Source organism: Flavobacterium sp. J27, from assembly GCF_004303025.1.
Classification (GTDB): domain Bacteria; phylum Bacteroidota; class Bacteroidia; order Flavobacteriales; family Flavobacteriaceae; genus Flavobacterium.
Genome location: NZ_PJQW01000006.1, coordinates 84,874 through 103,900, shown reverse-complemented (window position 1 = coordinate 103,900; position 19,027 = coordinate 84,874). Strand labels below are relative to the sequence as shown.

Annotated in this window: 22 protein-coding genes; 12 read left to right on the top strand and 10 right to left on the bottom strand. The window is 30.7% G+C overall.

All coding sequences use genetic code 11. From position 1 onward, the window contains the following. Nucleotides 1-399, top strand: a 399-nt coding sequence (locus tag CX675_RS19995; protein WP_205728623.1) for a hypothetical protein, incomplete at its 5' end; no start/stop codon positions are given. Nucleotides 400-443: 44 nt separating this feature from the next. On the opposite strand, the gene carB is transcribed toward CX675_RS19995, so the two are convergent. Both carB and rpmH read right to left on the bottom strand, forming a co-directional pair. Continuing rightward, nucleotides 444-3,296 carry a carbamoyl-phosphate synthase large subunit gene (carB, locus tag CX675_RS09880; RefSeq protein WP_130735071.1) on the bottom strand — a complete coding sequence of 951 codons (2,853 nt, stop codon included), beginning with the start codon at nt 3,294-3,296 and terminating at the stop codon, nt 444-446. 261 nt (nt 3,297-3,557) lie between these two features. Further along, the gene (gene rpmH / locus CX675_RS09875) at nt 3,558-3,719 is read right to left on the bottom strand and encodes a 50S ribosomal protein L34 (protein ID WP_008464848.1); all 162 of its coding nucleotides are present in this window, start codon (nt 3,717-3,719) and stop codon (nt 3,558-3,560) included. 165 nt (nt 3,720-3,884) lie between these two features. Between rpmH and CX675_RS09870 the strand changes: the two genes are divergently transcribed. Beyond that, a complete protein-coding gene (locus tag CX675_RS09870) occupies nt 3,885-4,400 on the top strand; it encodes a DUF2892 domain-containing protein (RefSeq protein WP_130735070.1) in 516 nt (171 codons plus the stop codon). Between the two features lie 53 nt (nt 4,401-4,453). Here the strand turns inward: CX675_RS09870 and CX675_RS09865 are convergent, their stop codons facing one another. Continuing rightward, entirely contained in the window at nt 4,454-5,356 is a 903-nt protein-coding gene (locus tag CX675_RS09865) for a lytic transglycosylase domain-containing protein (RefSeq protein ID WP_130735069.1), read from the bottom strand. A 3-nt stretch (nt 5,357-5,359) separates the two neighbouring features. Beyond that, on the bottom strand, nt 5,360-6,031 hold the full coding sequence (locus CX675_RS09860; protein WP_130735068.1) for an alpha/beta hydrolase: 672 nt from the start codon (nt 6,029-6,031) through the stop codon (nt 5,360-5,362). 211 nt (nt 6,032-6,242) lie between these two features. Between CX675_RS09860 and CX675_RS09855 the strand changes: the two genes are divergently transcribed. Further along, entirely contained in the window at nt 6,243-6,524 is a 282-nt protein-coding gene (locus CX675_RS09855) for a GNAT family N-acetyltransferase (RefSeq protein WP_130735067.1), read from the top strand. A 42-nt stretch (nt 6,525-6,566) separates the two neighbouring features. Here the strand turns inward: CX675_RS09855 and CX675_RS09850 are convergent, their stop codons facing one another. The 3 genes from CX675_RS09850 to CX675_RS09840 form a co-directional block, all read right to left on the bottom strand. Next, nucleotides 6,567-7,187, bottom strand: a complete 621-nt coding sequence (locus CX675_RS09850) for a hypothetical protein (RefSeq protein ID WP_130735066.1) — start codon at nt 7,185-7,187, stop codon at nt 6,567-6,569. Between the two features lie 105 nt (nt 7,188-7,292). Then, nucleotides 7,293-7,526 (bottom strand): hypothetical protein, encoded by a 234-nt coding sequence (locus tag CX675_RS09845; RefSeq protein WP_130735065.1) that lies wholly within the window; start codon nt 7,524-7,526, stop codon nt 7,293-7,295. Nucleotides 7,527-7,537: 11 nt separating this feature from the next. Then, the gene (locus CX675_RS09840) at nt 7,538-8,704 is read right to left on the bottom strand and encodes a class I SAM-dependent RNA methyltransferase (RefSeq protein WP_130735064.1); all 1,167 of its coding nucleotides are present in this window, start codon (nt 8,702-8,704) and stop codon (nt 7,538-7,540) included. Between the two features lie 150 nt (nt 8,705-8,854). Between CX675_RS09840 and CX675_RS09835 the strand changes: the two genes are divergently transcribed. From CX675_RS09835 to CX675_RS09795, 9 genes are all read left to right on the top strand, one after another. Then, a complete protein-coding gene (locus tag CX675_RS09835; protein ID WP_130735063.1) occupies nt 8,855-9,598 on the top strand; it encodes a cyclopropane-fatty-acyl-phospholipid synthase family protein in 744 nt (247 codons plus the stop codon). After that, on the top strand, nt 9,598-10,308 hold the full coding sequence (locus CX675_RS09830; RefSeq protein WP_130735062.1) for a ZIP family metal transporter: 711 nt from the start codon (nt 9,598-9,600) through the stop codon (nt 10,306-10,308). The genes CX675_RS09835 and CX675_RS09830 overlap by 1 nt, the downstream gene beginning before the upstream one ends. Before the next feature lie 74 nt (nt 10,309-10,382). Further along, entirely contained in the window at nt 10,383-11,195 is an 813-nt protein-coding gene (gene murQ / locus CX675_RS09825; RefSeq protein WP_130735061.1) for an N-acetylmuramic acid 6-phosphate etherase, read from the top strand. Nucleotides 11,196-11,207: 12 nt separating this feature from the next. Then, complete coding sequence (locus CX675_RS09820) at nt 11,208-11,672, top strand: hypothetical protein (protein WP_130735060.1); 465 nt, start codon at nt 11,208-11,210, stop codon at nt 11,670-11,672. 2 nt (nt 11,673-11,674) lie between these two features. Next, nucleotides 11,675-12,385 carry a hypothetical protein gene (locus tag CX675_RS09815; RefSeq protein ID WP_130735059.1) on the top strand — a complete coding sequence of 237 codons (711 nt, stop codon included), beginning with the start codon at nt 11,675-11,677 and terminating at the stop codon, nt 12,383-12,385. 4 nt (nt 12,386-12,389) lie between these two features. Beyond that, nucleotides 12,390-12,617, top strand: coding sequence for a DUF6095 family protein (locus CX675_RS09810; protein ID WP_130735058.1), 228 nt, complete (start codon nt 12,390-12,392; stop codon nt 12,615-12,617). Further along, nucleotides 12,604-13,185 (top strand): DUF1572 family protein, encoded by a 582-nt coding sequence (locus tag CX675_RS09805; RefSeq protein ID WP_130735057.1) that lies wholly within the window; start codon nt 12,604-12,606, stop codon nt 13,183-13,185. Before CX675_RS09810 ends, CX675_RS09805 begins: the two co-directional genes overlap by 14 nt. Nucleotides 13,186-13,220: 35 nt before the next feature. After that, the gene (locus CX675_RS09800) at nt 13,221-13,604 is read left to right on the top strand and encodes a DNA topoisomerase IV (protein WP_130735056.1); all 384 of its coding nucleotides are present in this window, start codon (nt 13,221-13,223) and stop codon (nt 13,602-13,604) included. A gap of 51 nt (nt 13,605-13,655) precedes the next feature. Further along, the gene (locus tag CX675_RS09795; protein ID WP_130735055.1) at nt 13,656-14,510 is read left to right on the top strand and encodes a TerC family protein; all 855 of its coding nucleotides are present in this window, start codon (nt 13,656-13,658) and stop codon (nt 14,508-14,510) included. 53 nt (nt 14,511-14,563) lie between these two features. Here the strand turns inward: CX675_RS09795 and CX675_RS09790 are convergent, their stop codons facing one another. The 3 genes from CX675_RS09790 to CX675_RS09780 are packed head-to-tail and all read right to left on the bottom strand — an operon-like array spanning nt 14,564 to nt 18,876. Next, nucleotides 14,564-16,342, bottom strand: a complete 1,779-nt coding sequence (locus CX675_RS09790) for a cytochrome-c peroxidase (protein ID WP_130735054.1) — start codon at nt 16,340-16,342, stop codon at nt 14,564-14,566. A 19-nt stretch (nt 16,343-16,361) separates the two neighbouring features. Then, the gene (locus tag CX675_RS09785; protein ID WP_130735053.1) at nt 16,362-17,807 is read right to left on the bottom strand and encodes an alkaline phosphatase PhoX; all 1,446 of its coding nucleotides are present in this window, start codon (nt 17,805-17,807) and stop codon (nt 16,362-16,364) included. A gap of 25 nt (nt 17,808-17,832) precedes the next feature. Further along, complete coding sequence (locus CX675_RS09780; RefSeq protein WP_130735052.1) at nt 17,833-18,876, bottom strand: M57 family metalloprotease; 1,044 nt, start codon at nt 18,874-18,876, stop codon at nt 17,833-17,835. Between the last annotated feature and the right edge of the window lie 151 nt (nt 18,877-19,027).

Here is a 19,027-nt window from a genome sequence, read left to right as displayed (position 1 = left end):
TTAGAACAAGCAACAGCTCATTTTTCAAAAAAACTTTTCTTTAATAAGCTGACAAAATGGAAAATTGACCAACCAAAATTCAATTTAAATTTAGATAAATTCAAAAAATACGCATCCAAATTCATAATTAAAAATACTAAATATAAAGATTCAACAATAAGTGTTGGTATGAGAAATGATTTCCCAATTGGACTTGAAATTAGTTATGTTCAATTTGGAGAATTAAAAAATATTTATGCCATATTTGCCATACAATACACTTCTATTAGAACTTCTAAAAACTTTGCCAATATTCATATTGACGGTATCAGATTTAATAGATATATTTATAATGATGAAAATCTCATGAATGAACTTGATCAAATTATAGAAAATAATTACTATGGTTTTAAATATTAATTTTTCAAAAAAAATCCCAATCTTACGATTGGGATTCTCATATATTATTTACTCAAATACATTTTTCTTCTCGAATACAACTCATAAAATTGGTCGTCTTTTAAGTCGTCAATAAACAAAATGCTTTCTCCTGTAGATTTCATTTCTGGTCCTAAGGCTTTGTTTACATTTTTAAACTTACTAAACGAGAAAACCGGTTGTTTAATGGCATAACCATTTAATTGCGGATTAAACGTAAAATCGGTTACTTTATTTTGCCCAAGCATCACTTTGGTTGCATAATTTACGTAAGGCTCTTTGTAGGCTTTTGCAATAAATGGAACGGTACGAGAAGCTCTTGGGTTGGCTTCAATAATATACACGGTATCGTCTTTAATCGCAAATTGTATGTTAATTAAACCAACCGTTTTTAATGCAATCGCAATTTTCTTCGTATGATCTTTGATTTGTTGCATTACAAATTCGCCTAAGTTAAAAGGTGGCAAGGTAGCATTGCTATCTCCAGAATGCACGCCACAAGGCTCAATGTGTTCCATTATTCCTATGATATACACATTTTCACCATCACAAATGGCATCTGCTTCCGCTTCGATAGCGCCATCTAAATAATGGTCTAACAATAATTTATTACCTGGTATCGATTTTAATAAATCAATAACGTGTTCTTCTAATTCTTGTTTGTTGATTACAATTTTCATTCCTTGACCTCCTAATACATAAGAAGGACGCACAAGCAATGGAAAATCTAATGAATCTGCTAATTGTGATGCTTCTTCTGCACTTTCTGCGATACCAAATTTTGGGAAAGGTATTTGCAATTGAGTTAATAAATCAGAGAAACGACCTCTATCTTCTGCTAAATCTAAGGCTTCAAAAGAAGTTCCAATGATTTTCACTCCGTGTTTCGATAATTTTTCTGCTAATTTTAAAGCGGTTTGTCCTCCTAACTGCACAATAACACCTTCTGGTTTTTCATGTTGGATAATATCATAAATATGTTCCCAAAACACAGGCTCAAAATATAATTTATCTGCGGTATCAAAATCGGTTGAAACTGTTTCTGGATTACAATTGATCATGATGGTTTCATAACCACATTCTTTAGCTGCCAAAACACCGTGCACACATGAATAATCAAATTCAATTCCTTGTCCTATTCTATTTGGTCCAGAACCTAAAACAATTACTTTTTTCTTATCTGTTACAATACTTTCATTGTGCACATAACGGGTTCCGTCTGCTTTTTCAATTTCTGCCTCAAACGTAGAGTAATAGTAAGGTGTTTGTGCTTTAAACTCAGCAGCACAAGTATCTACTAATTTATAAACGCGGTTTATTTTTTGATCCTGACGCAATTTGTATACTTGGCTCTCCAAACAACCCATCATGTGTGCTATTTGACGATCACCATATCCTTTTTGTTTTGCTTCTAATAGTAATTCTCTTGGAAGTGTGTCTACTTTATAGTTGGCAATTTCTTTTTCTAAATGGAATAATTCTTCATATTGTTTTAAGAACCACATGTCTATTTTGGTAATCTCATGAATTCTGCTTAAAGGAATTCCCATCGCAATGGCATCATAAATTACAAAAACTCGATCCCAACTAGCATGCGTTAGTTTCTCAATGATTTGTTCATAATTTTTATATCCTTTTCCATCTGCTCCTAATCCATTTCTTTTAATTTCTAAAGATTGCGTGGCTTTATGTAAGGCTTCTTGAAAAGAACGTCCAATTCCCATTACTTCACCTACTGATTTCATTTGTAATCCTAATGTTCTATCTGAACCTTCAAATTTATCGAAATTCCAACGTGGTATTTTTACAATTACATAATCTAAAGTAGGCTCAAACAAAGCAGAAGTCGATTTTGTAATTTGATTTTGCAATTCATCTAAGTTGTATCCCAAAGCTAATTTTGTGGCAATTTTAGCAATTGGATATCCTGTAGCTTTAGAGGCTAAAGCTGATGAACGAGAGACACGAGGGTTAATTTCAATAGCCACGATATCTTCTTTTTCATCAGGAGAAACCGCAAACTGAACATTACATCCTCCAGCAAAATTTCCAATAGAACGCATCATTAAGATAGCCATATCACGCATTTTCTGATAGGTTCTATCTGATAATGTCATGGCTGGAGCTACCGTAATACTATCTCCTGTATGAATTCCCATTGGGTCCATATTTTCGATAGTACAAATAATAACTACATTATCATTCTTGTCGCGTAATAATTCTAATTCATATTCTTTCCATCCTAAAAGTGCTTTATCAATAAGCACTTCGTGAATAGGTGACATTTCTAAACCGTAAGTTAATTTTTCGTCGAATTCTTCTTTAGTATGCACAAAAGCAGCTCCAGTTCCACCTAAAGTAAATGAAGGACGAATGACCAATGGAAAACCAAATTCTTGTGCAATTTCTTTTCCTTTTAAGAAAGAATTAGCTGTTTTAGCAGGTGCTGCACCTACTCCTAGCTCTTGTAAAAGTTGTTTGAACTGCTCTCTATCTTCGGTAATATTAATGGCATTAATATCTACACCAATTAATTTTACTCCAAAATCTTCCCAAATTCCTTTTTCGTCTGCTTCGATACACAAGTTCAAGGCAGTTTGTCCTCCCATAGTAGGTAAAACGGCATCAATTTGAGGATGTGCTTTTAAGATTTCAATAATAGATTTTGTTGTCAAAGGTTTTAAGTAAACATGATCAGCCATCGTGGGATCTGTCATGATAGTAGCAGGATTAGAATTAATCAAAATGACTTCTAAACCTTCTTCTTTTAAAGAGCGTGCCGATTGTGAACCTGCATAATCGAACTCACACGCTTGACCAATTACGATAGGACCTGAACCTATAATTAAAACCGATTTAATAGAATTGTCTTTTGGCATTGTGTAGTTATTGTTGTGTAGTTATATTATGTGTTATGTGCTTATTCTTAAAAAATACTACCTAAAGGTTCGAAATTTTATTTGATTCTTCAAAATTAAAAAGATTATCTCATATTTCTATATTTTCTTCAAATCAATCTTTTTATTCCTTTTGAACCACAGGTATTTATTTCAAAAAAACGTAAAATGTATGAACAGATTAAAAAAAAGGTGTTACTAAAAAATAGTAACACCCTTATATTGTTGCTTGGTAAAAGAACATTATTTTTTATGTCTAGGTTCGCTAGAAACAGTCAATTTGTGTCTTCCTTTAGCTCTTCTACGAGCAAGCACTTTTCTTCCGTTTGCAGAAGCCATTCTATCCATGAAACCGTGCTTGTTTCTTCTTTTTCTTTTTGATGGTTGAAATGTTCTCTTACTCATTGCTTGTATTTTTAAAATCTATAAATAAAATCGAATTTTTAACTCATGGTTTATCTTTCCGTAAAACCGAGTGCAAATATACAAAGTCTTTTTTCAATAGCAAGCACTTTTTTAAAAATATTTTTAATTGATTTTATTACCTTTGCAACTCTTAAAAAAATAATTATGTTCAACAAAAATATTAAATTAGTTTTAGCAGGGTTAATCATTGCTTTTGCAGTTTATCAATTCACGGAGAGTAATATAGGGAATGGAATCTTTTTATTATTATTATCTACAATTTTCATCTTTTTATATTTTAAAAACGAAATGATTTTATTGGCTTTTTTAAAATTAAGAAAGCAAGATATGGAAGGCGCAAAAAAATGGTTAGACAAAATTAAAAATCCAGAAAGCGCCTTAGTAACCAAACAACAAGGGTATTATAATTACTTGAATGGAATTATGGTTTCGCAAACTAATTTAACTCAAGCGGAAAAATTTTTCAAAAAAGCTATTGAATTAGGTTTATCTATGGATCAAGACTTAGCTTTAGCAAAATTACAATTAGCAGGAATTGCTATGACTAAAAGACGTAAAATGGAAGCCAATAATTTGCTAACAGAAGCAAAGAAATTGGACAAACACGGTATGTTAAAAGATCAAATAAAAATGATGAAAGAACAAATGAAGAGAATCTAACGATTTCTTTTTCGATAAATAAAAAAGCACTCCGAAAGAGTGCTTTTTTATTATTAGTTTTCAATTTTACTATATCCTTCAGTTGGGATAGCAATAACATATTTCTTTTTAGATTTATTAGGCAATGATTTATCTCTTAACCAAGGATTATGAATCTTTAAAATTTTATAATTAATTCCCTGTGTTAGTGCAAAATCAGCTAAGTCAGTTACTGTAGAATCAACTTCAATTTTTTTAACTGGAATTTCAGAATACAGTGCATGAGAAGGTATTTCAAATCCATATTTTTGAGGATTCTTCATGATTTCTTTTAAAGCCAAAATTCGGTAAACATACCGTGCCGTTTCTTCAGTAAGCAATACATCATAATAACTGCTTACTTTTTGAGCATCTAATTGTTTTTGTACACCTGCCATACCACCATTATAAGAAGCAGCTGCTAACGTCCAGTTTTTCCCAAATTTTAAATAGGCCTCTTTTAAATAAGCACAAGCAGCTTCGGTTGATTTTTCCAAATCATATCGTTCGTCTACATAATCGTTAACTTCCATTCCTTTTTCTTTTGCAGTAGTAGGCATAAATTGCCATACACCTCTTGCTCCAGCAGGAGAAACTGCATTTACCAAACTACTTTCAATTACTGCTAAATATTTAAAATCATCTGGCACTCCATTTTTAGCTAAAATAGGCTCAATAATAGGGAACACTTTATTAGCTCTTTTGATAACCAAAGTAGTATTCGTATGATAATTAATGTTGGTAACCATTTCCCTATCTAATCTTTCCTGAACATCTACCATGTAAGTTGGTACTTCTTCTTGAGCAAAATTCATCTGTGTAGGATAATCTACATGAGCAATCTGAGCTACGTTTGTTTTTGTAGCATAAATAAATAACGCACTAACAGAAATTACTGCAGTTATTAGAACAATTCTTTTTACAACATCCGTCTTCATAATTTAATTCTTTTCAATAGGGTTAATCAATTTTGGCAAATTTTCATTGAGCCATTTATATTTATTTATAATCATAATGTGTGTTCCGCCTTTAATTACAATTGCATTTTTAATGTTTTGTATTGGAAAAACAGAATCTGCATCACCATGAATATGTATTATTTTCTCATCCACTTTGTCTCTAGACCATAAAATTACACTTTCTATAGCCCAATCCAAATATTTTTTATCTCTAACACTTAAATATTTTTCATATAATTTAATGCGACTGGCTATAATATTGTCTCCAAAAGCATACTTTACCAATAATTCTACATTAGACAACAAACTAGTAGGTATTAATTTATAGGCCAAAGTTTTCTTGGCAATTTTCATTCTACTAGGCATTTCTTTATAGGTTTTTACACTAGAAATAATAATTGTTTTCCGAGTAGAAATAAGAGTTGCCATTTCCTGAACTAGAATACCTCCAAAAGAAACACCAATTAACACAGGGTTTTCATGTTTGATTTTTTGAGTCATACGTAACGCATAGTCAGTTAAAGACTCTTTAGGCTTTGGAACAAACCACTCTAAGTAAAACATTTCATATTCTTCTTCAGGCAGTTTTATATTTTCAAAAATAATAGAACTTGCTGCCAAACCAGGCATAAAGTAAACAGGTATTCTAGACATTAGTAAGAAAGGATAACTTAATTAAAGTATAAATGTAATGTAAATCTTCCATTTATAAATAGTTAATTAACATTTAAGAATAAAAAAACATAAAAGTTAAAATTATTTGAATTTGACTATCAATTCGTTAACTTTGCACTGCCTTTTTATAGCAATTTAGTATTATTTAACTAAGAATTGTTAAAATTTTTTAATTTTAAAGCATTAACCAATGGAAATTAAAGACAACGAGTTATTAAGACAATTTGAAATTACTACCGAAGCTGGATTAGTATCTATCGAATACTCGCTACAAGAACGAAAAATTTTTCTAACTAAGTTTTGCGAAAACGAAAATTCCGATGAAGCATTACACGAAGAATTTATAAAAAACGTTCTATCTATTGCCGAAGAAAGAAAATTAAAAGTTGTTCCTACTCATTTAAAATTAATAAAGTTTTTTAGAAAAAACAGAAAATATCAAGATATGCTTCCTCCAGGAATAAAAATATAAAAAAAAGACCTCAAAGTGAGGTCTTTTTTATGCGTTATACTTTTAAATCTCTTCTAAAACGATAACATTAACTTCTCCTTTTACCTTCATATCATGTTCTGAATCATTATCAGAAGCAGGAACATCAAAAGAAAAAGTAAATTTCAATTCATTAGTTGCGTCGTTAAAAGTATAGTTTGAGATTTGAAAATTAGCACTCGTACTAGTAGTATTATAACTATCAGAAAGCACAAAGTATTTTAAATCATCACCTACTACAGCAAAGTTTTCAATTCTAAATGAATTTAAGTCTAAAGCTTGTGTAGCCAGTCCAGCATCGGTTACATCCAAACTAAAAGACACTGTTGACTCCTGAAATACATCATCAGGTGAACTTAAATATCTTAGAATATTAAACGTTAAATTACTTCCGCTAGGTTGTACTGAATTACTGCTATTGTAATCGCTCCCTTCAACAGAAGTAAATTTAAAAGCAGTTGTTTTTGAAAATGGAACTTCATCTGGTCTCACACCTGTTAATGTTAGTTTTACAACACCAAATTTGGTTAATTCATCAAAACCTACTCCATTTTCACCATCTTTCCCATCATCAACGGAACAACTTGTTAATAGTAACATCGAAAAGCAAGCTAAAACGGCTTTCATTTTTTTTGTAATCATCATTTTATTTGTTATTTGTTTATTATTTGAGCGCAAATATACAGGCTTAAAAACAAAAAAAACCACTATTTACAGTGATTTTTTAGTTTTTTTAATATTGCTTTTTTATTATTTCACTTCGTGAATTCCTTTTTTAAAAATCCATTTCATAAATATCTTTTCTCCTTCACTAGTATTCATATATTGAAATTTAGGTGACAATATCAAAGAAATGATAAATGCTGGTCCTGCAATCCAAAAACCAATAAGCGTAGTAAAGGTCATGATTAATAAATATGCTGGAATATAAAAAACAGAAAAACCAAATAAGTTATAGAAAAATGCTTTAGTTTTTTTACTCATTAGATTTATTTTTAATGGTTAGTATCAGTTTGAAATTTGGTTCGTTTACTACCTGCATACATTTCATATTTTACCAATCTTGCTTCTAATTTACCGTTAAACAATTTTATTTTTCTGCTAGGTTTTAAACCTACAAATTTTAAGGCATCTAAATTAGCGGTAATAAACCAAGCATTAGTATTTGGGTACTTTTGTTTCATAGTATCTCCTAATTCTCTGTAAAAGCGTTCCATTTGTATATCTAAACGTTCTCCATATGGTGGATTAAATAGCATATGCAATGGTCCTTCGGTCATTTTTTCAGTCTCGAAGAAATTAGCTTGACGTATGGCAATATAACTTTCTAAATTAGCATTACGAATATTATCTTTCGCTTTTGCGACAGCACTTGGTGCTTTATCATAACCCGTTATAGTATAATGAAATTCGCGTGTTTTCTTTAATAACGATTCTAAAACTTTATCAAATAATTCGCTATCCCAATCTTGCCATTTCTCGAAAGCAAACTCTTTTCTATTAATATTAGCTGGAATATTACAAGCGATCATCGCTGCTTCAGCCAAAATTGTTCCACTACCACACATAGGGTCTAAAAAATGACTATTACCATCCCATCCTGAAAGAAGCAACATTCCTGCGGCCAACACTTCGTTTATAGGTGCAATATTGGTAGCTGTTTTATAGCCTCTTTTATGTAACGATTCACCAGAAGTATCTAAAGAAACAGTTACCATATCTCTATCAATATGAATATGAATTCGCAAATCTGGAAAATCTTTATCAATATCAGGGCGTTTCCCTGTAGCTTCTCTAAACTGGTCTACAATAGCATCTTTTGTTTTTAAGGCTACAAACTGACTATGATTAAAATGTTCAGAATGTAAAGTAGTTTCCACCACAAAAGTTTTATATTCTGTCAGATAGTCAGACCAATCTATTTTTTGAATCCCGTCATATAAACTTTTATCGTTATACGCTTTAAAAGTCTTAATTGGTTTTAATATTTTCAAAGCGGTTCTCAAAGCTAAATTGGCTTTATACATAAACCCTTTATCTCCTACAAAACTTACTACACGTGTACCTTGCTCTATTTTCTGAGCACCTAATTGCAATAATTCTTTAGCCAATAATTCTTCAAATCCAAATAAGGTTTTGGCTACCATTTTAAAATTTTCCATTTTCAAACCTCAATTTCAATTGCAAAAATACATTAATTTTATTCTAGTCGATAGTTTTTCTTTGATTTAGAAAGAATGAATAAGGTTATACCTTCAAGAGAGCAAAAAATTATGTAATTTTGCAGGATTAATTTGGTTGGTAAAGAAACAATGACAGAAAATAACAATTCGATGAAACAAAAATGGTATGCATCATGGTTTGATACGCCTTTTTACCATATTCTATATAAAGACAGAGATTATCAGGAAGCACAATATTTTATGGATAACTTAACCGGTTATCTCAATCTTCCAGAACAGGCCAAAATATTAGATTTAGCCTGTGGTAAAGGGAGACATTCCATTTATTTAAATTCATTAGGTTATGATGTTACGGGTGCTGATCTATCAGAAAATAGTATCGCTGAAGCGTCAAAATTTGCGAATGAGAGGTTACAGTTTAAAGTACATGATATGCGTGCTATTTGTGAAGAAAAATATGATGCCATCTTCAATCTTTTTACCAGTTTTGGTTATTTTGAAAAAGATGAAGACAATCTGACTACTTTAAAAGCTATTCACAATAGTTTAAATGAAACGGGGTTGGCCTGCATTGATTTTATGAACGTAGATTATGTAATTGCAAATCTGGTTCCAGAAGAAGTAAAAACTGTTGATGACATTGATTTTCACATCAAAAGATATGTCAAAGACAATCATATTTTTAAAGAAATTGAATTTACTTACGAAGGAGAAAGGTATCATTTTACAGAAAAAGTACAAGCCCTTCGATTGGCTGATTTTGAACAAATGATGGAAGAAGCTGGAATATATTTACTGGATATTTTTGGAAATTATAAACTGCAAAAGTTTTACAAAAACGATTCAGAACGTTTAATTATGATTTTTAAATAATGGATTATAGTGTTTATCTTTTACCGCTACTATCTGTATTGACAGGTTATTTTATAGCACTTTATCTTCGACCAAAAGGTAAAAAAAACTTAAAACTACTATTAGCCTTTAGTGGAGCTTTTTTATTATCCTTAACCGTAATGCATTTATTACCTGAAGTATACGAAGCCGATTTACATCACACAGAAGATCATCATCATAACCATAATAGTGCCATAGGCATATTTATTATGATAGGAATTGTATTTCAAATTATTTTAGAATACTTTTCTAAAGGTGCGGAACACGGTCATGTTCACGGACATCAAACGTTACACCAAATGCCTTGGCTTTTGTTTTTTAGCTTATGTTTGCATGCTTTATTAGAAGGAATGCCGATTAGCACCCACAATCATTTAGCATATGGTATTGCTATTCATCATTTTCCTATTGCAATTATTCTAACCACTTTTTTTATCAATGCACATCTAAACAGAAAAGCTATTTTATTTTTTATGTTTGTTTTTGCTACCATGACTCCATTAGGAACTTTCTTATCTAGTCATTTGCATTTTTTAAGTCATTATTACACGCAAATTTCGGGTATTGTTATTGGCATTTTATTTCATATTTCTTCTACTATTATTTTTGAAACAAGTGAAGGACATAAATTTAATTTAGCCAAACTTACAGTAATTGTTTTAGGTATTGTTTTAGCTTATTTTGTATAGTAGCTAAATTCTAAAACTAAAATTCCCAATACCCAAAAAATCTTTGTATTTTAGCTATTTATCAGTAATACAAAATGAATTTTACCAAAACCACCGAACTAGCATCCAAATATGAACATTTAGAACAGATGTCGGTTCATACTTTATTAACCAATATTAACAAGGAAGATCAGACTGTTCCTCTTGCAGTTGCAAAAGCGCTTCCTCAAATAGAAGCTTTAGTAACCGAAATTGTTTCTAAAATGAAGCTTGGAGGTCGTCTTTTTTATATTGGTGCGGGTACATCTGGCCGTTTAGGAATTGTAGATGCTTCTGAATGTCCACCTACTTTTGGAGTTCCTTTCGATTTAGTTATTGGTATTATTGCAGGTGGTGATGCTGCTATTAGAAAAGCAGTTGAAAATGCAGAAGACAGTACCACTCAGGCTTGGCTCGATTTACAAGAATGGCAAATTAACACCAATGATGTTGTTATAGGTATTGCGGCATCAGGAACGACTCCCTATGTCATTAAAGGACTCGAAAAATGTAATGAAAATGGTATTAGTACGGGTTGTATTACTTGTAATGCTGGAAGCCCGTTAGCCTTAACGGCTCAATTTCCTATCGAAGTAGTTGTAGGACCAGAATTTGTTACCGGAAGTAGTCGTATGAAAGCAGGAACGGCTCAAAAATTAGTCTTAAATATGATTTCAACTGCCACCATGATTCAATTAGGAAAAGTGAAAGGCAACAAAATGGTAGACATGCAATTGAGTAATGATAAATTAGTTGATCGGGGTACCAAAATGATTATGGAAGAACTTGCCATTGAATACGATTTAGCCAAAAAATTATTATTAGAATACGGCAGTGTTAGAAATGCTGTTACAAACTATAACCCTTAAACATTTAAAACTATGAAAAAATTACTTTCTCTTTTTTGTTTGCTATCTGCTGGTTTTATTTTTTCCCAACAAATTGAAATAAGAGACAATAAGTTTTATATAAATGATGCTTTAATATACAAACATGAAATTACTAAAACACTAGCTGCTAACCCTGAAGCCTTACAATTGTATAAAAAATCCAGAACCAAAGAGTCGGTTGGAGGATTTTTATTGGGCGCTGGTATTGGATTAGTAGTAGGTGATGTCGTAAAAGGATTAGTTTCAGATTCAGATTATCCATCTGGTTTTACTTATGTAGGTGCTGGATTAATAGGAGTTTCCATCCCTATATTATCTGGAAGAACCAGAATGAAAGACAAAAGTATTGAACTATATAATGATAGTGTAAAAGGCAACACAAACAGCCTTGGCTATCAATTTGACATGAAAGTAATTACCAATTCAAATGGTATTGGATTGAATATCACTTTTTAAATTTGAGAAAAAGAAAAAAATATTATAACAGCAAAGGCTTTCTTTTTGCTTCATTAATTACTATCTTTTTAGTAAGTGGTTATTTTTTGTTTTCCAATAAAACGTTCAAGTATTGTTCTAATGAAAAGTACCTATTAGACATTCATGATTCTTTACCAGTAGTATCTATTGATTACAACCAATATCGCAAAGATATCTTAGACGAAATAACCCTAAAACTAAACGAAGAGACTTGTTGTAAAACCCACGAGTTTCTTTTAAAATTGAGTACCAATGAAACAGTGAATGTAACACTTTTTAATCATTGTAAGAGTTGTCCTATAGTATGTGGTGGACGATTATTTACTCGTGTTTTAATCAATCGAGACAATCAGGTTTTAGTTAATGAAAGACCTATTGCAAATGATTCAATAGCAAATTATATTCATGAGTTTTTAAAAAAACCAGATACCGATTATAACTACGTTGAAAATTGCATACTAAATTGGGATTTAACCACCAATAAAGAATTTATAGAACAGACTTTTATCGACATTCAAAAAGGGTATCAATTGTATTATGAAGAAATCGCACAAAAAAAATTTGGCAAACCCATTTGTGAGCTCACAAAAAAAGAAATTGAAAGTATAAAAAGAGAAAAATCTAGTATTTATTTAGGTGTTGGCTACAAGATTCCAGAACCTCCAATTCCACCACCACCTCCAATAGAATAATATTATGGGAACCAATAAAAAATTACTCGCAAAAGGAATTAAGTACTTATCTGGTACTTTACCCCTTTTATTTATAGGGCCAATAGTCATTAATAGTTCGTTTAAAAATGAGGAAAGCCCGCTTTACCCTTATGTATTAACTATAGGAATTATCATTTGTGCAATAGCTATTTACCTAGGATTCAAAGGAATTAATACCATTATGAAAAGTTTATTCGATGGAAACAAGTAATATTTATTTAGAAAGCGTTAAAAAACAAATGCTTTACTATAAAACCATTGCCGAAAAAGCAATAGATCAATTAGAAACGCAACAATTATTCATAACACCTAATTATGATACCAACTCCATTGCCACCATTATCAAACACATGCATGGCAATATGTTGTCACGTTGGACCGATTTTTTGACGGCCGATGGCGAAAAAGAATGGCGAAAAAGAGACGAAGAGTTTGATGCTCTTTTTGAAAAGGAAGACAAGAACAATTTACTAGCACTTTGGGAAGAAGGTTGGCAATGCTTTTTTGATGCGATACATAGTCTTCAACCCGAAGATTTATCCAAAATTATTTACATTAGAAATGAAGGCCAGACTGCGTTAGATGCTATAAACAGGCAATTAGCACATTATCCATATCACATTGGGCAAATTGTTTTTTATGCAAAAATGTTGAAACAAACCAATTGGAACAGTTTATCGATTCCTAAAAATAAATCCAACGAATACAATGCTGACAAATTTGCTAAAGAGAAAGAATTGAAGCATTTTACTGATGACGAACTTAAGAAATTACAATAGTAATTGCAAAAAACAATATTAAAAACAAATTTTAAATGTGCACTAAAAAACACAACATTTTCTTTTTCTTATTATCCTTATTTTTGGTTTCTTGCTACGAACAAGAAAGAAATTGCCAAGATTTTAAAACTGGAAATTTTGAATTTATTCGAGAAATCGATGGTAAAGTAGAAACTTCCTATTTTGAACGTAACGATTCCATACAAATTGAAACGTTTAGAGGTAAAAAAGATACATCTTCGGTTCGCTGGGTAAATGATTGCGAATTTATTCTCAAAAAAATCAATCCCAAATCAATGAGTGAAAAAAATGCCGTTCAAATAAAAATACTGACAACCAATGCAAAAGGTTATACATTTGAATATAACATTGTAGGTCAAACAAAAAAACAGCGTGGATCTGTAACAAAAAAGGAATAAATTACGTTTAACAACTTTAATTACAATTTACAACAAATAAATTAACTCACTATGGAGATTTTATCAAATCCAGATGCTTGGATTGCCCTGTTAACCTTAACTTTTTTAGAAATTATTTTAGGTATAGACAACATTGTATTTTTATCTATTGTTTCTGGAAAATTAAAAGCCGAAGAACAACCTAAAGCTAGAAGAATAGGATTATTATTAGCTATGGTTTTTAGAATTATTTTACTTTTTGGAATTACATGGGTCATGGGATTGAAAAAATCTTTTTACGACTTTGATTTTGGATTTTTCTCAGGAGGTATTTCGGGTCAGAGTTTGATTATTTTTGGAGGAGGTTTGTTTTTATTATACAAATCGGTTTCCGAAATACACCATAAATTAGAAGGTGAAGAAGAAAGCACAGCTGGAAAAGCAAGTAGCGGTTTATCTGCTGCCATAATTCAAATTGCATTATTAAATATTGTTTTCTCATTTGATAGTATTTTAACAGCAATCGGGTTAGTAAGTTCTGCTGAACCACCAGCTGGTTTTGGTTACGCAGGTTCCTTAGAAATTATGATAATGGCTATTATTCTTTCTATTGTTGTAATGTTAGCTTTTGCTGGACCCGTAAGTAAATTTGTTAATGAACATCCAACCATTCAAATATTAGGATTATCGTTTTTAATTCTTATTGGAGTAATGCTTTTAGCAGAAGGATCGCACTTGGCAAACTTCAAATTTGGTAACGATATTGAAGTACATAGTATTCCGAAAGGATATCTATATTTTGCGATCTTCTTCTCTTTATTTGTCGAATTCTTAAATTTAAAAATGAGAAAGAACAGAAAACCAGTACAATTGAAAAATAGTAAAATAATGGATGAAAAATTAACAAACGACGACTTTTTAGATTAAAACTATAAATCATATAAATAAAAAAACTCCCAAATTTGGGAGTTTTTTTATATTTAAAGCTTATCAGTAAGTGTTTTCATAAACAAGACCAAATCCTCTTTCTCTTGATTCGTTAAGTTGAGTTTATCGAAAGGCAAGGTTTGGTTTTCCAAAGTAAATCCTAAACCAAAACCTCCTCCTTTGTTATAAAAATCTACAATTTCTTCCAAAGTAGTATACACCCCATTATGCATATAAGGAGCCGTTTTTTCAATATTTCGTATGGTAGGCGTTTTGAAGAAATACTTTCTTTCTTCCGTTTTGTAAACACCATAACGTCCTAAATCGTCATCAAGAATTGCTTGTAAAGTATCTTTTGTTTTTGGTACACCAATGAGTTCTAATTCCGACTCTTTAAATGCTACAGGGACCAAACCATTGAATAAAGGTGCAAAATGACAAGTGGCACATTTTGCTTTCCCCATAAACAGATTAAAACCATTAATTTCATTCTTGGTTAAAGTATTTTCTTTGCCTTGCATGTTTAAATCAAACTTAGAATTAAACGGACTAAGTGACATAATATAAGAAGCTATAGCGTTACGAATTAAATGATTATCAATTCCTTTTGCATATACTTTTTTAAAAGTAGCCACATAATCTTCATTTTCTAATACTCTTTTCTCTAAATCATTTAAAGACAAATGAAACTCGTTTGGATTATTTACTACCTCAACAATTTGGCCTTCCAGACTGCCCGTTCTTTTATCATGAAAAAAACCTTTTTGTAAAGCTGCATAAAATAAAGTAGGTGAATTTCGAGTAGTTCCTGGAGATTTGATCAAACCATCCGTAAAATATAATTCCTGTTTATGGCAAGTTGCACAACTTATCGTTTTATTATGAGATAAAGTTTTATCTTCGAAAAGCATTTTCCCTAACTGTACTTTTTCTTCAGCTAAAGGGTTTTCTTTTTGATCGGTAAAATAATTAATGTTAAAAGTATTCTTTTCAAATAAATTGGTTACGTCATAATTAATTGGTTGCTTGAATGGAAAGGTAATATTCCAATCTGTTACGGTTTGGTTCCAAATTCCCAAAGCTTTATGTGTGTGTTCTTTGATAAAAGTATATCTATCAAACGTATTAAAATCTTTTTCTGCTAAAAAAGTAATACTACTTTCAATTTGCTTCATCCAATTGTGATACAAATCTTTATTTTGAAATTGACTTTCGTAAATAGACAGTATTTCTTTTAAAGAAGTGTAAACTATCTTGCTTTCTTCCAATGAATTGGTTAACACAGGAGAATCAAAACCTGTAATTCCAGTTAAAGCCACTCTGTTTAGGGCATCTCTGATAATCCATAAAATATGATGTTCTTTTAAATACTTCAAAGTGAGATTTTTATGTAATAATTTTAATCGCATAGAAGTTATTAACACATTCTGTTTTAGGAACTCAGTATCCAAGTTATCATTATTAAATAATAATTCTTCAATAACTTGAAGGCCTTGTGGTTCATCAATTTTTATATCTGTAAAATCTTCTTCATTAACCTTTATAATATTAGGTTGGTTCAAAAAATTATAATTACTTGCGTCTACAAAACTCAAAATAGGCTCGCATACCTTAAAATTCATTCGTGCTTTTAAATAATAACTGCGTTTATCCTTTATATTTTCAGAAGCATTCAAGGAATCTAAAGCTAAAGCAGTAATCCATAGATTATTTTTAAATTGTATCTCTAATTGTTGTAAAGGAGCAATTGTTTCATACACTTCTTTTTCTTTACAACTAAGACTCATAAATACCAAAAGGCTATATACAAATATAGCCTTTAAGTTTTTCATCTTCAATATTTTAACCATATTAACGTTCTAAACCTTTAATCAAATATAATTGACTTCCTTCTTTTCTAGTTGTATTTGTTATTGCATTTGGATCAACAAAACTATCATTATTCCAACCGTGATTTTGAGTACAAATTAAGAAAGACCCTTCTACCCCAATAATATCTGAAACATCAATCATACCTGTTAATTCCCACATTGAAGATGCGGAACCAATTCCTGCGTTTGCAGCTGCAATTTGATCACATTCTAAAACTACTTTTAATGTTTTTGTATTTAAATTATATTGGTATAAATAGGGAAAATGTGTTTTATCTCCTGTATCTGGATAACCGTTTGGATCTTCCATGATGTATGCATAATCTTTAGTTACCACAATGTTATCTGGGCTATGGAATTGTTTGGCAACACCTGTTAAGTTATCTCCATCTAAAACACAAGTAATAGTTGCTAAAGTTGGATTAGAAGCATCTAAAACTACTTTATAAATTCTACCGTAAAAAGTTCCTTTATCGGTTAAAGCTGTTGTTTTCTTTCCAGTAACAGCAAAATATATTTCTCTATTTGCGCTTCCCGAACCTTTTCTATAGTCAATATCCTCTACTCTAGAAAAACCCATAATTCCCTTATCTCTAGACTCTTGCTCTAAACCATCAAGTGTTCTTTCTGTATATTCTACAAATTCAGCTTGGTATGTAGTTCCTTCTTGCATATCCATTTCATAATTTATGCCAGCTGTTGTAACCTTTAATCCATATAACTCTCCACTTGCTAGATCACCTCTGTTACCAATATACATAGCTAATTGTCCAGATGGTAAATTATCATCACCTGTATCATCTCCTATAAATGCAACAGTTTTATTTGGATAAGCATCTTTACCAATAACTACTGCATTTTCAGTTGACCATTGTCCAAAAGCAGGAAGCATAGTAGCCAATTCCGCATTATCAGGGCTTTTAAATGGGTCAGTTGCAAAAACTCCTTGAGAAGAACCATTCCATTCTCCACCAGATAAAAATAAAGGACCAAACCCATGTTCCTCAGGAGTTATTAAAGATCCTGAACATTGAGCTGTACCTGTAGTTGCTAATGCATTTAAAATGTATTCTCCTTTAACTGGTTTGAACGTTTTGTCAAATGAAATTCTAGCGATAGAATAATGTGCTTCTATATTATTAATTAATGAATAGGTTCCATCACTTAATTTCATTAATCCCATTCCGTCAGCCATTGAACCATAAACAAAATTAGGAGATTCAGACAATTGATCCTCTGAACTTAATAAAGAATAAATTTCAAGACTTTCAAAACCTGTTTTTTTGGCTAAATAAGCAGGTGTTTGTGAATGGTTTTTTAAAGTAACAGATTCTTGTGTTTCTACTTCTTTAGTATCATCATCATTACAAGAGACTACTGTAATAGATAAAGCAAGTAAAAAAATGGATTTAAAATTTGTTTTCATAAAGCTAGATTGTTTGTTTATGTATTTAATCTTTATATAGGAAAAAGTTTACTGTATCGTTTAAAGATGGATTTGATTGTGAGTATATTTCAAACCTAACATCCCCATCATAAGTATTAGAGTTTAAATTATAAAAACCAACATTTTGATAACCCGTAATATTTTCAATTAAAACATTATCTAAATATATTTTGATATTAACTAGTTCGTTGCAAAAAAACATTGGTGACCATCTAACAGTTAATGTATATGCCGTATTATAACCCTCTTGTGGAAAAATAATAATATCATTGTTAATTGGATAAAGAGCCTCAATTGATTTCACATCAATTGCACTAAAACCTTGAAAACTCCAATTACTAGTACTTGAAATCATTACTGAATATGGATCTGACTCTGGTACATACGCAGCATATTGGATTGGATTATCTCCTGGTAGAGAACTCTCATTTTGAACTTTCCAGTCTGTGTGCCTAAAACCTATAGTATGTCCAAGTTCATGTACAATTGTAAACACTTTTTGTAATTCAGTAACATTAACATTATTACTATAATCTAAATTTATAGCTATATATGAACCTGGATTACAATTCCCTGGTGGTGTAGGCGCTCCAGCAACTACCCCATTTGGCAACATAGGACTCAAGAATGTATCACTTTTAATTGTAATATCTGCTACTCCACTTTGAATTAAAGTGAAACTTACTTTTGAATTTGTAATGTTATTCCAATGATTTATAGCAGTTGCAACAGCTGTATGCCAGCTATCAGTACCTGTTGTAGGAATAGAACTATCAATTATAACTTTTAAATTATTGATTTTTGTGTTAGAAACAAGATTATTAGTATAATAATTTCTCGAATAATTATCATTTTTATCAATAATCATATCTCCCTCAACTAGATAATATTCTTTCATATCAAGAATATTCTTTCCACCAAAATTAATTTGATTAAAACCTACATCAGAAATTTGATTATCATTTAATTTTGTTGTTTCATCATCATTACAAGAGACTACTGTAATAGATAAAGCAAGTAAAAAAATAGATTTAAAATTTGTTTTCATAATAATAAAAGGGTTGTTTATTTGTTGTCCAAAATTACCCCATGATTGTAAACAAAAAGTAAATCAAGTATTACTATACTTATAGGTGAAGTTTATCAAAACTTTACAAAAAGGTTAGTATCTTAATTTTTCATTAACCCAATGTGAATTT

Coding starts and splice junctions, on each gene's coding strand:
- carB (WP_130735071.1), bottom strand. CDS start 3,296: ATGCCAAAAGACAATTCTATTAAATCGGTTTTAATTATAGGTTCAGGT.
- rpmH (WP_008464848.1), bottom strand. CDS start 3,719: ATGAGTAAGAGAACATTTCAACCATCAAAAAGAAAAAGAAGAAACAAG.
- CX675_RS09870 (WP_130735070.1), top strand. CDS start 3,885: ATGTTCAACAAAAATATTAAATTAGTTTTAGCAGGGTTAATCATTGCT.
- CX675_RS09865 (WP_130735069.1), bottom strand. CDS start 5,356: ATGAAGACGGATGTTGTAAAAAGAATTGTTCTAATAACTGCAGTAATT.
- CX675_RS09860 (WP_130735068.1), bottom strand. CDS start 6,031: ATGTCTAGAATACCTGTTTACTTTATGCCTGGTTTGGCAGCAAGTTCT.
- CX675_RS09855 (WP_130735067.1), top strand. CDS start 6,243: ATGGAAATTAAAGACAACGAGTTATTAAGACAATTTGAAATTACTACC.
- CX675_RS09850 (WP_130735066.1), bottom strand. CDS start 7,187: ATGATGATTACAAAAAAAATGAAAGCCGTTTTAGCTTGCTTTTCGATG.
- CX675_RS09845 (WP_130735065.1), bottom strand. CDS start 7,526: ATGAGTAAAAAAACTAAAGCATTTTTCTATAACTTATTTGGTTTTTCT.
- CX675_RS09840 (WP_130735064.1), bottom strand. CDS start 8,704: ATGGAAAATTTTAAAATGGTAGCCAAAACCTTATTTGGATTTGAAGAA.
- CX675_RS09835 (WP_130735063.1), top strand. CDS start 8,855: ATGACAGAAAATAACAATTCGATGAAACAAAAATGGTATGCATCATGG.
- CX675_RS09830 (WP_130735062.1), top strand. CDS start 9,598: ATGGATTATAGTGTTTATCTTTTACCGCTACTATCTGTATTGACAGGT.
- murQ (WP_130735061.1), top strand. CDS start 10,383: ATGAATTTTACCAAAACCACCGAACTAGCATCCAAATATGAACATTTA.
- CX675_RS09820 (WP_130735060.1), top strand. CDS start 11,208: ATGAAAAAATTACTTTCTCTTTTTTGTTTGCTATCTGCTGGTTTTATT.
- CX675_RS09810 (WP_130735058.1), top strand. CDS start 12,390: ATGGGAACCAATAAAAAATTACTCGCAAAAGGAATTAAGTACTTATCT.
- CX675_RS09805 (WP_130735057.1), top strand. CDS start 12,604: ATGGAAACAAGTAATATTTATTTAGAAAGCGTTAAAAAACAAATGCTT.
- CX675_RS09800 (WP_130735056.1), top strand. CDS start 13,221: ATGTGCACTAAAAAACACAACATTTTCTTTTTCTTATTATCCTTATTT.
- CX675_RS09795 (WP_130735055.1), top strand. CDS start 13,656: ATGGAGATTTTATCAAATCCAGATGCTTGGATTGCCCTGTTAACCTTA.
- CX675_RS09790 (WP_130735054.1), bottom strand. CDS start 16,342: ATGAAAAACTTAAAGGCTATATTTGTATATAGCCTTTTGGTATTTATG.
- CX675_RS09785 (WP_130735053.1), bottom strand. CDS start 17,807: ATGAAAACAAATTTTAAATCCATTTTTTTACTTGCTTTATCTATTACA.
- CX675_RS09780 (WP_130735052.1), bottom strand. CDS start 18,876: ATGAAAACAAATTTTAAATCTATTTTTTTACTTGCTTTATCTATTACA.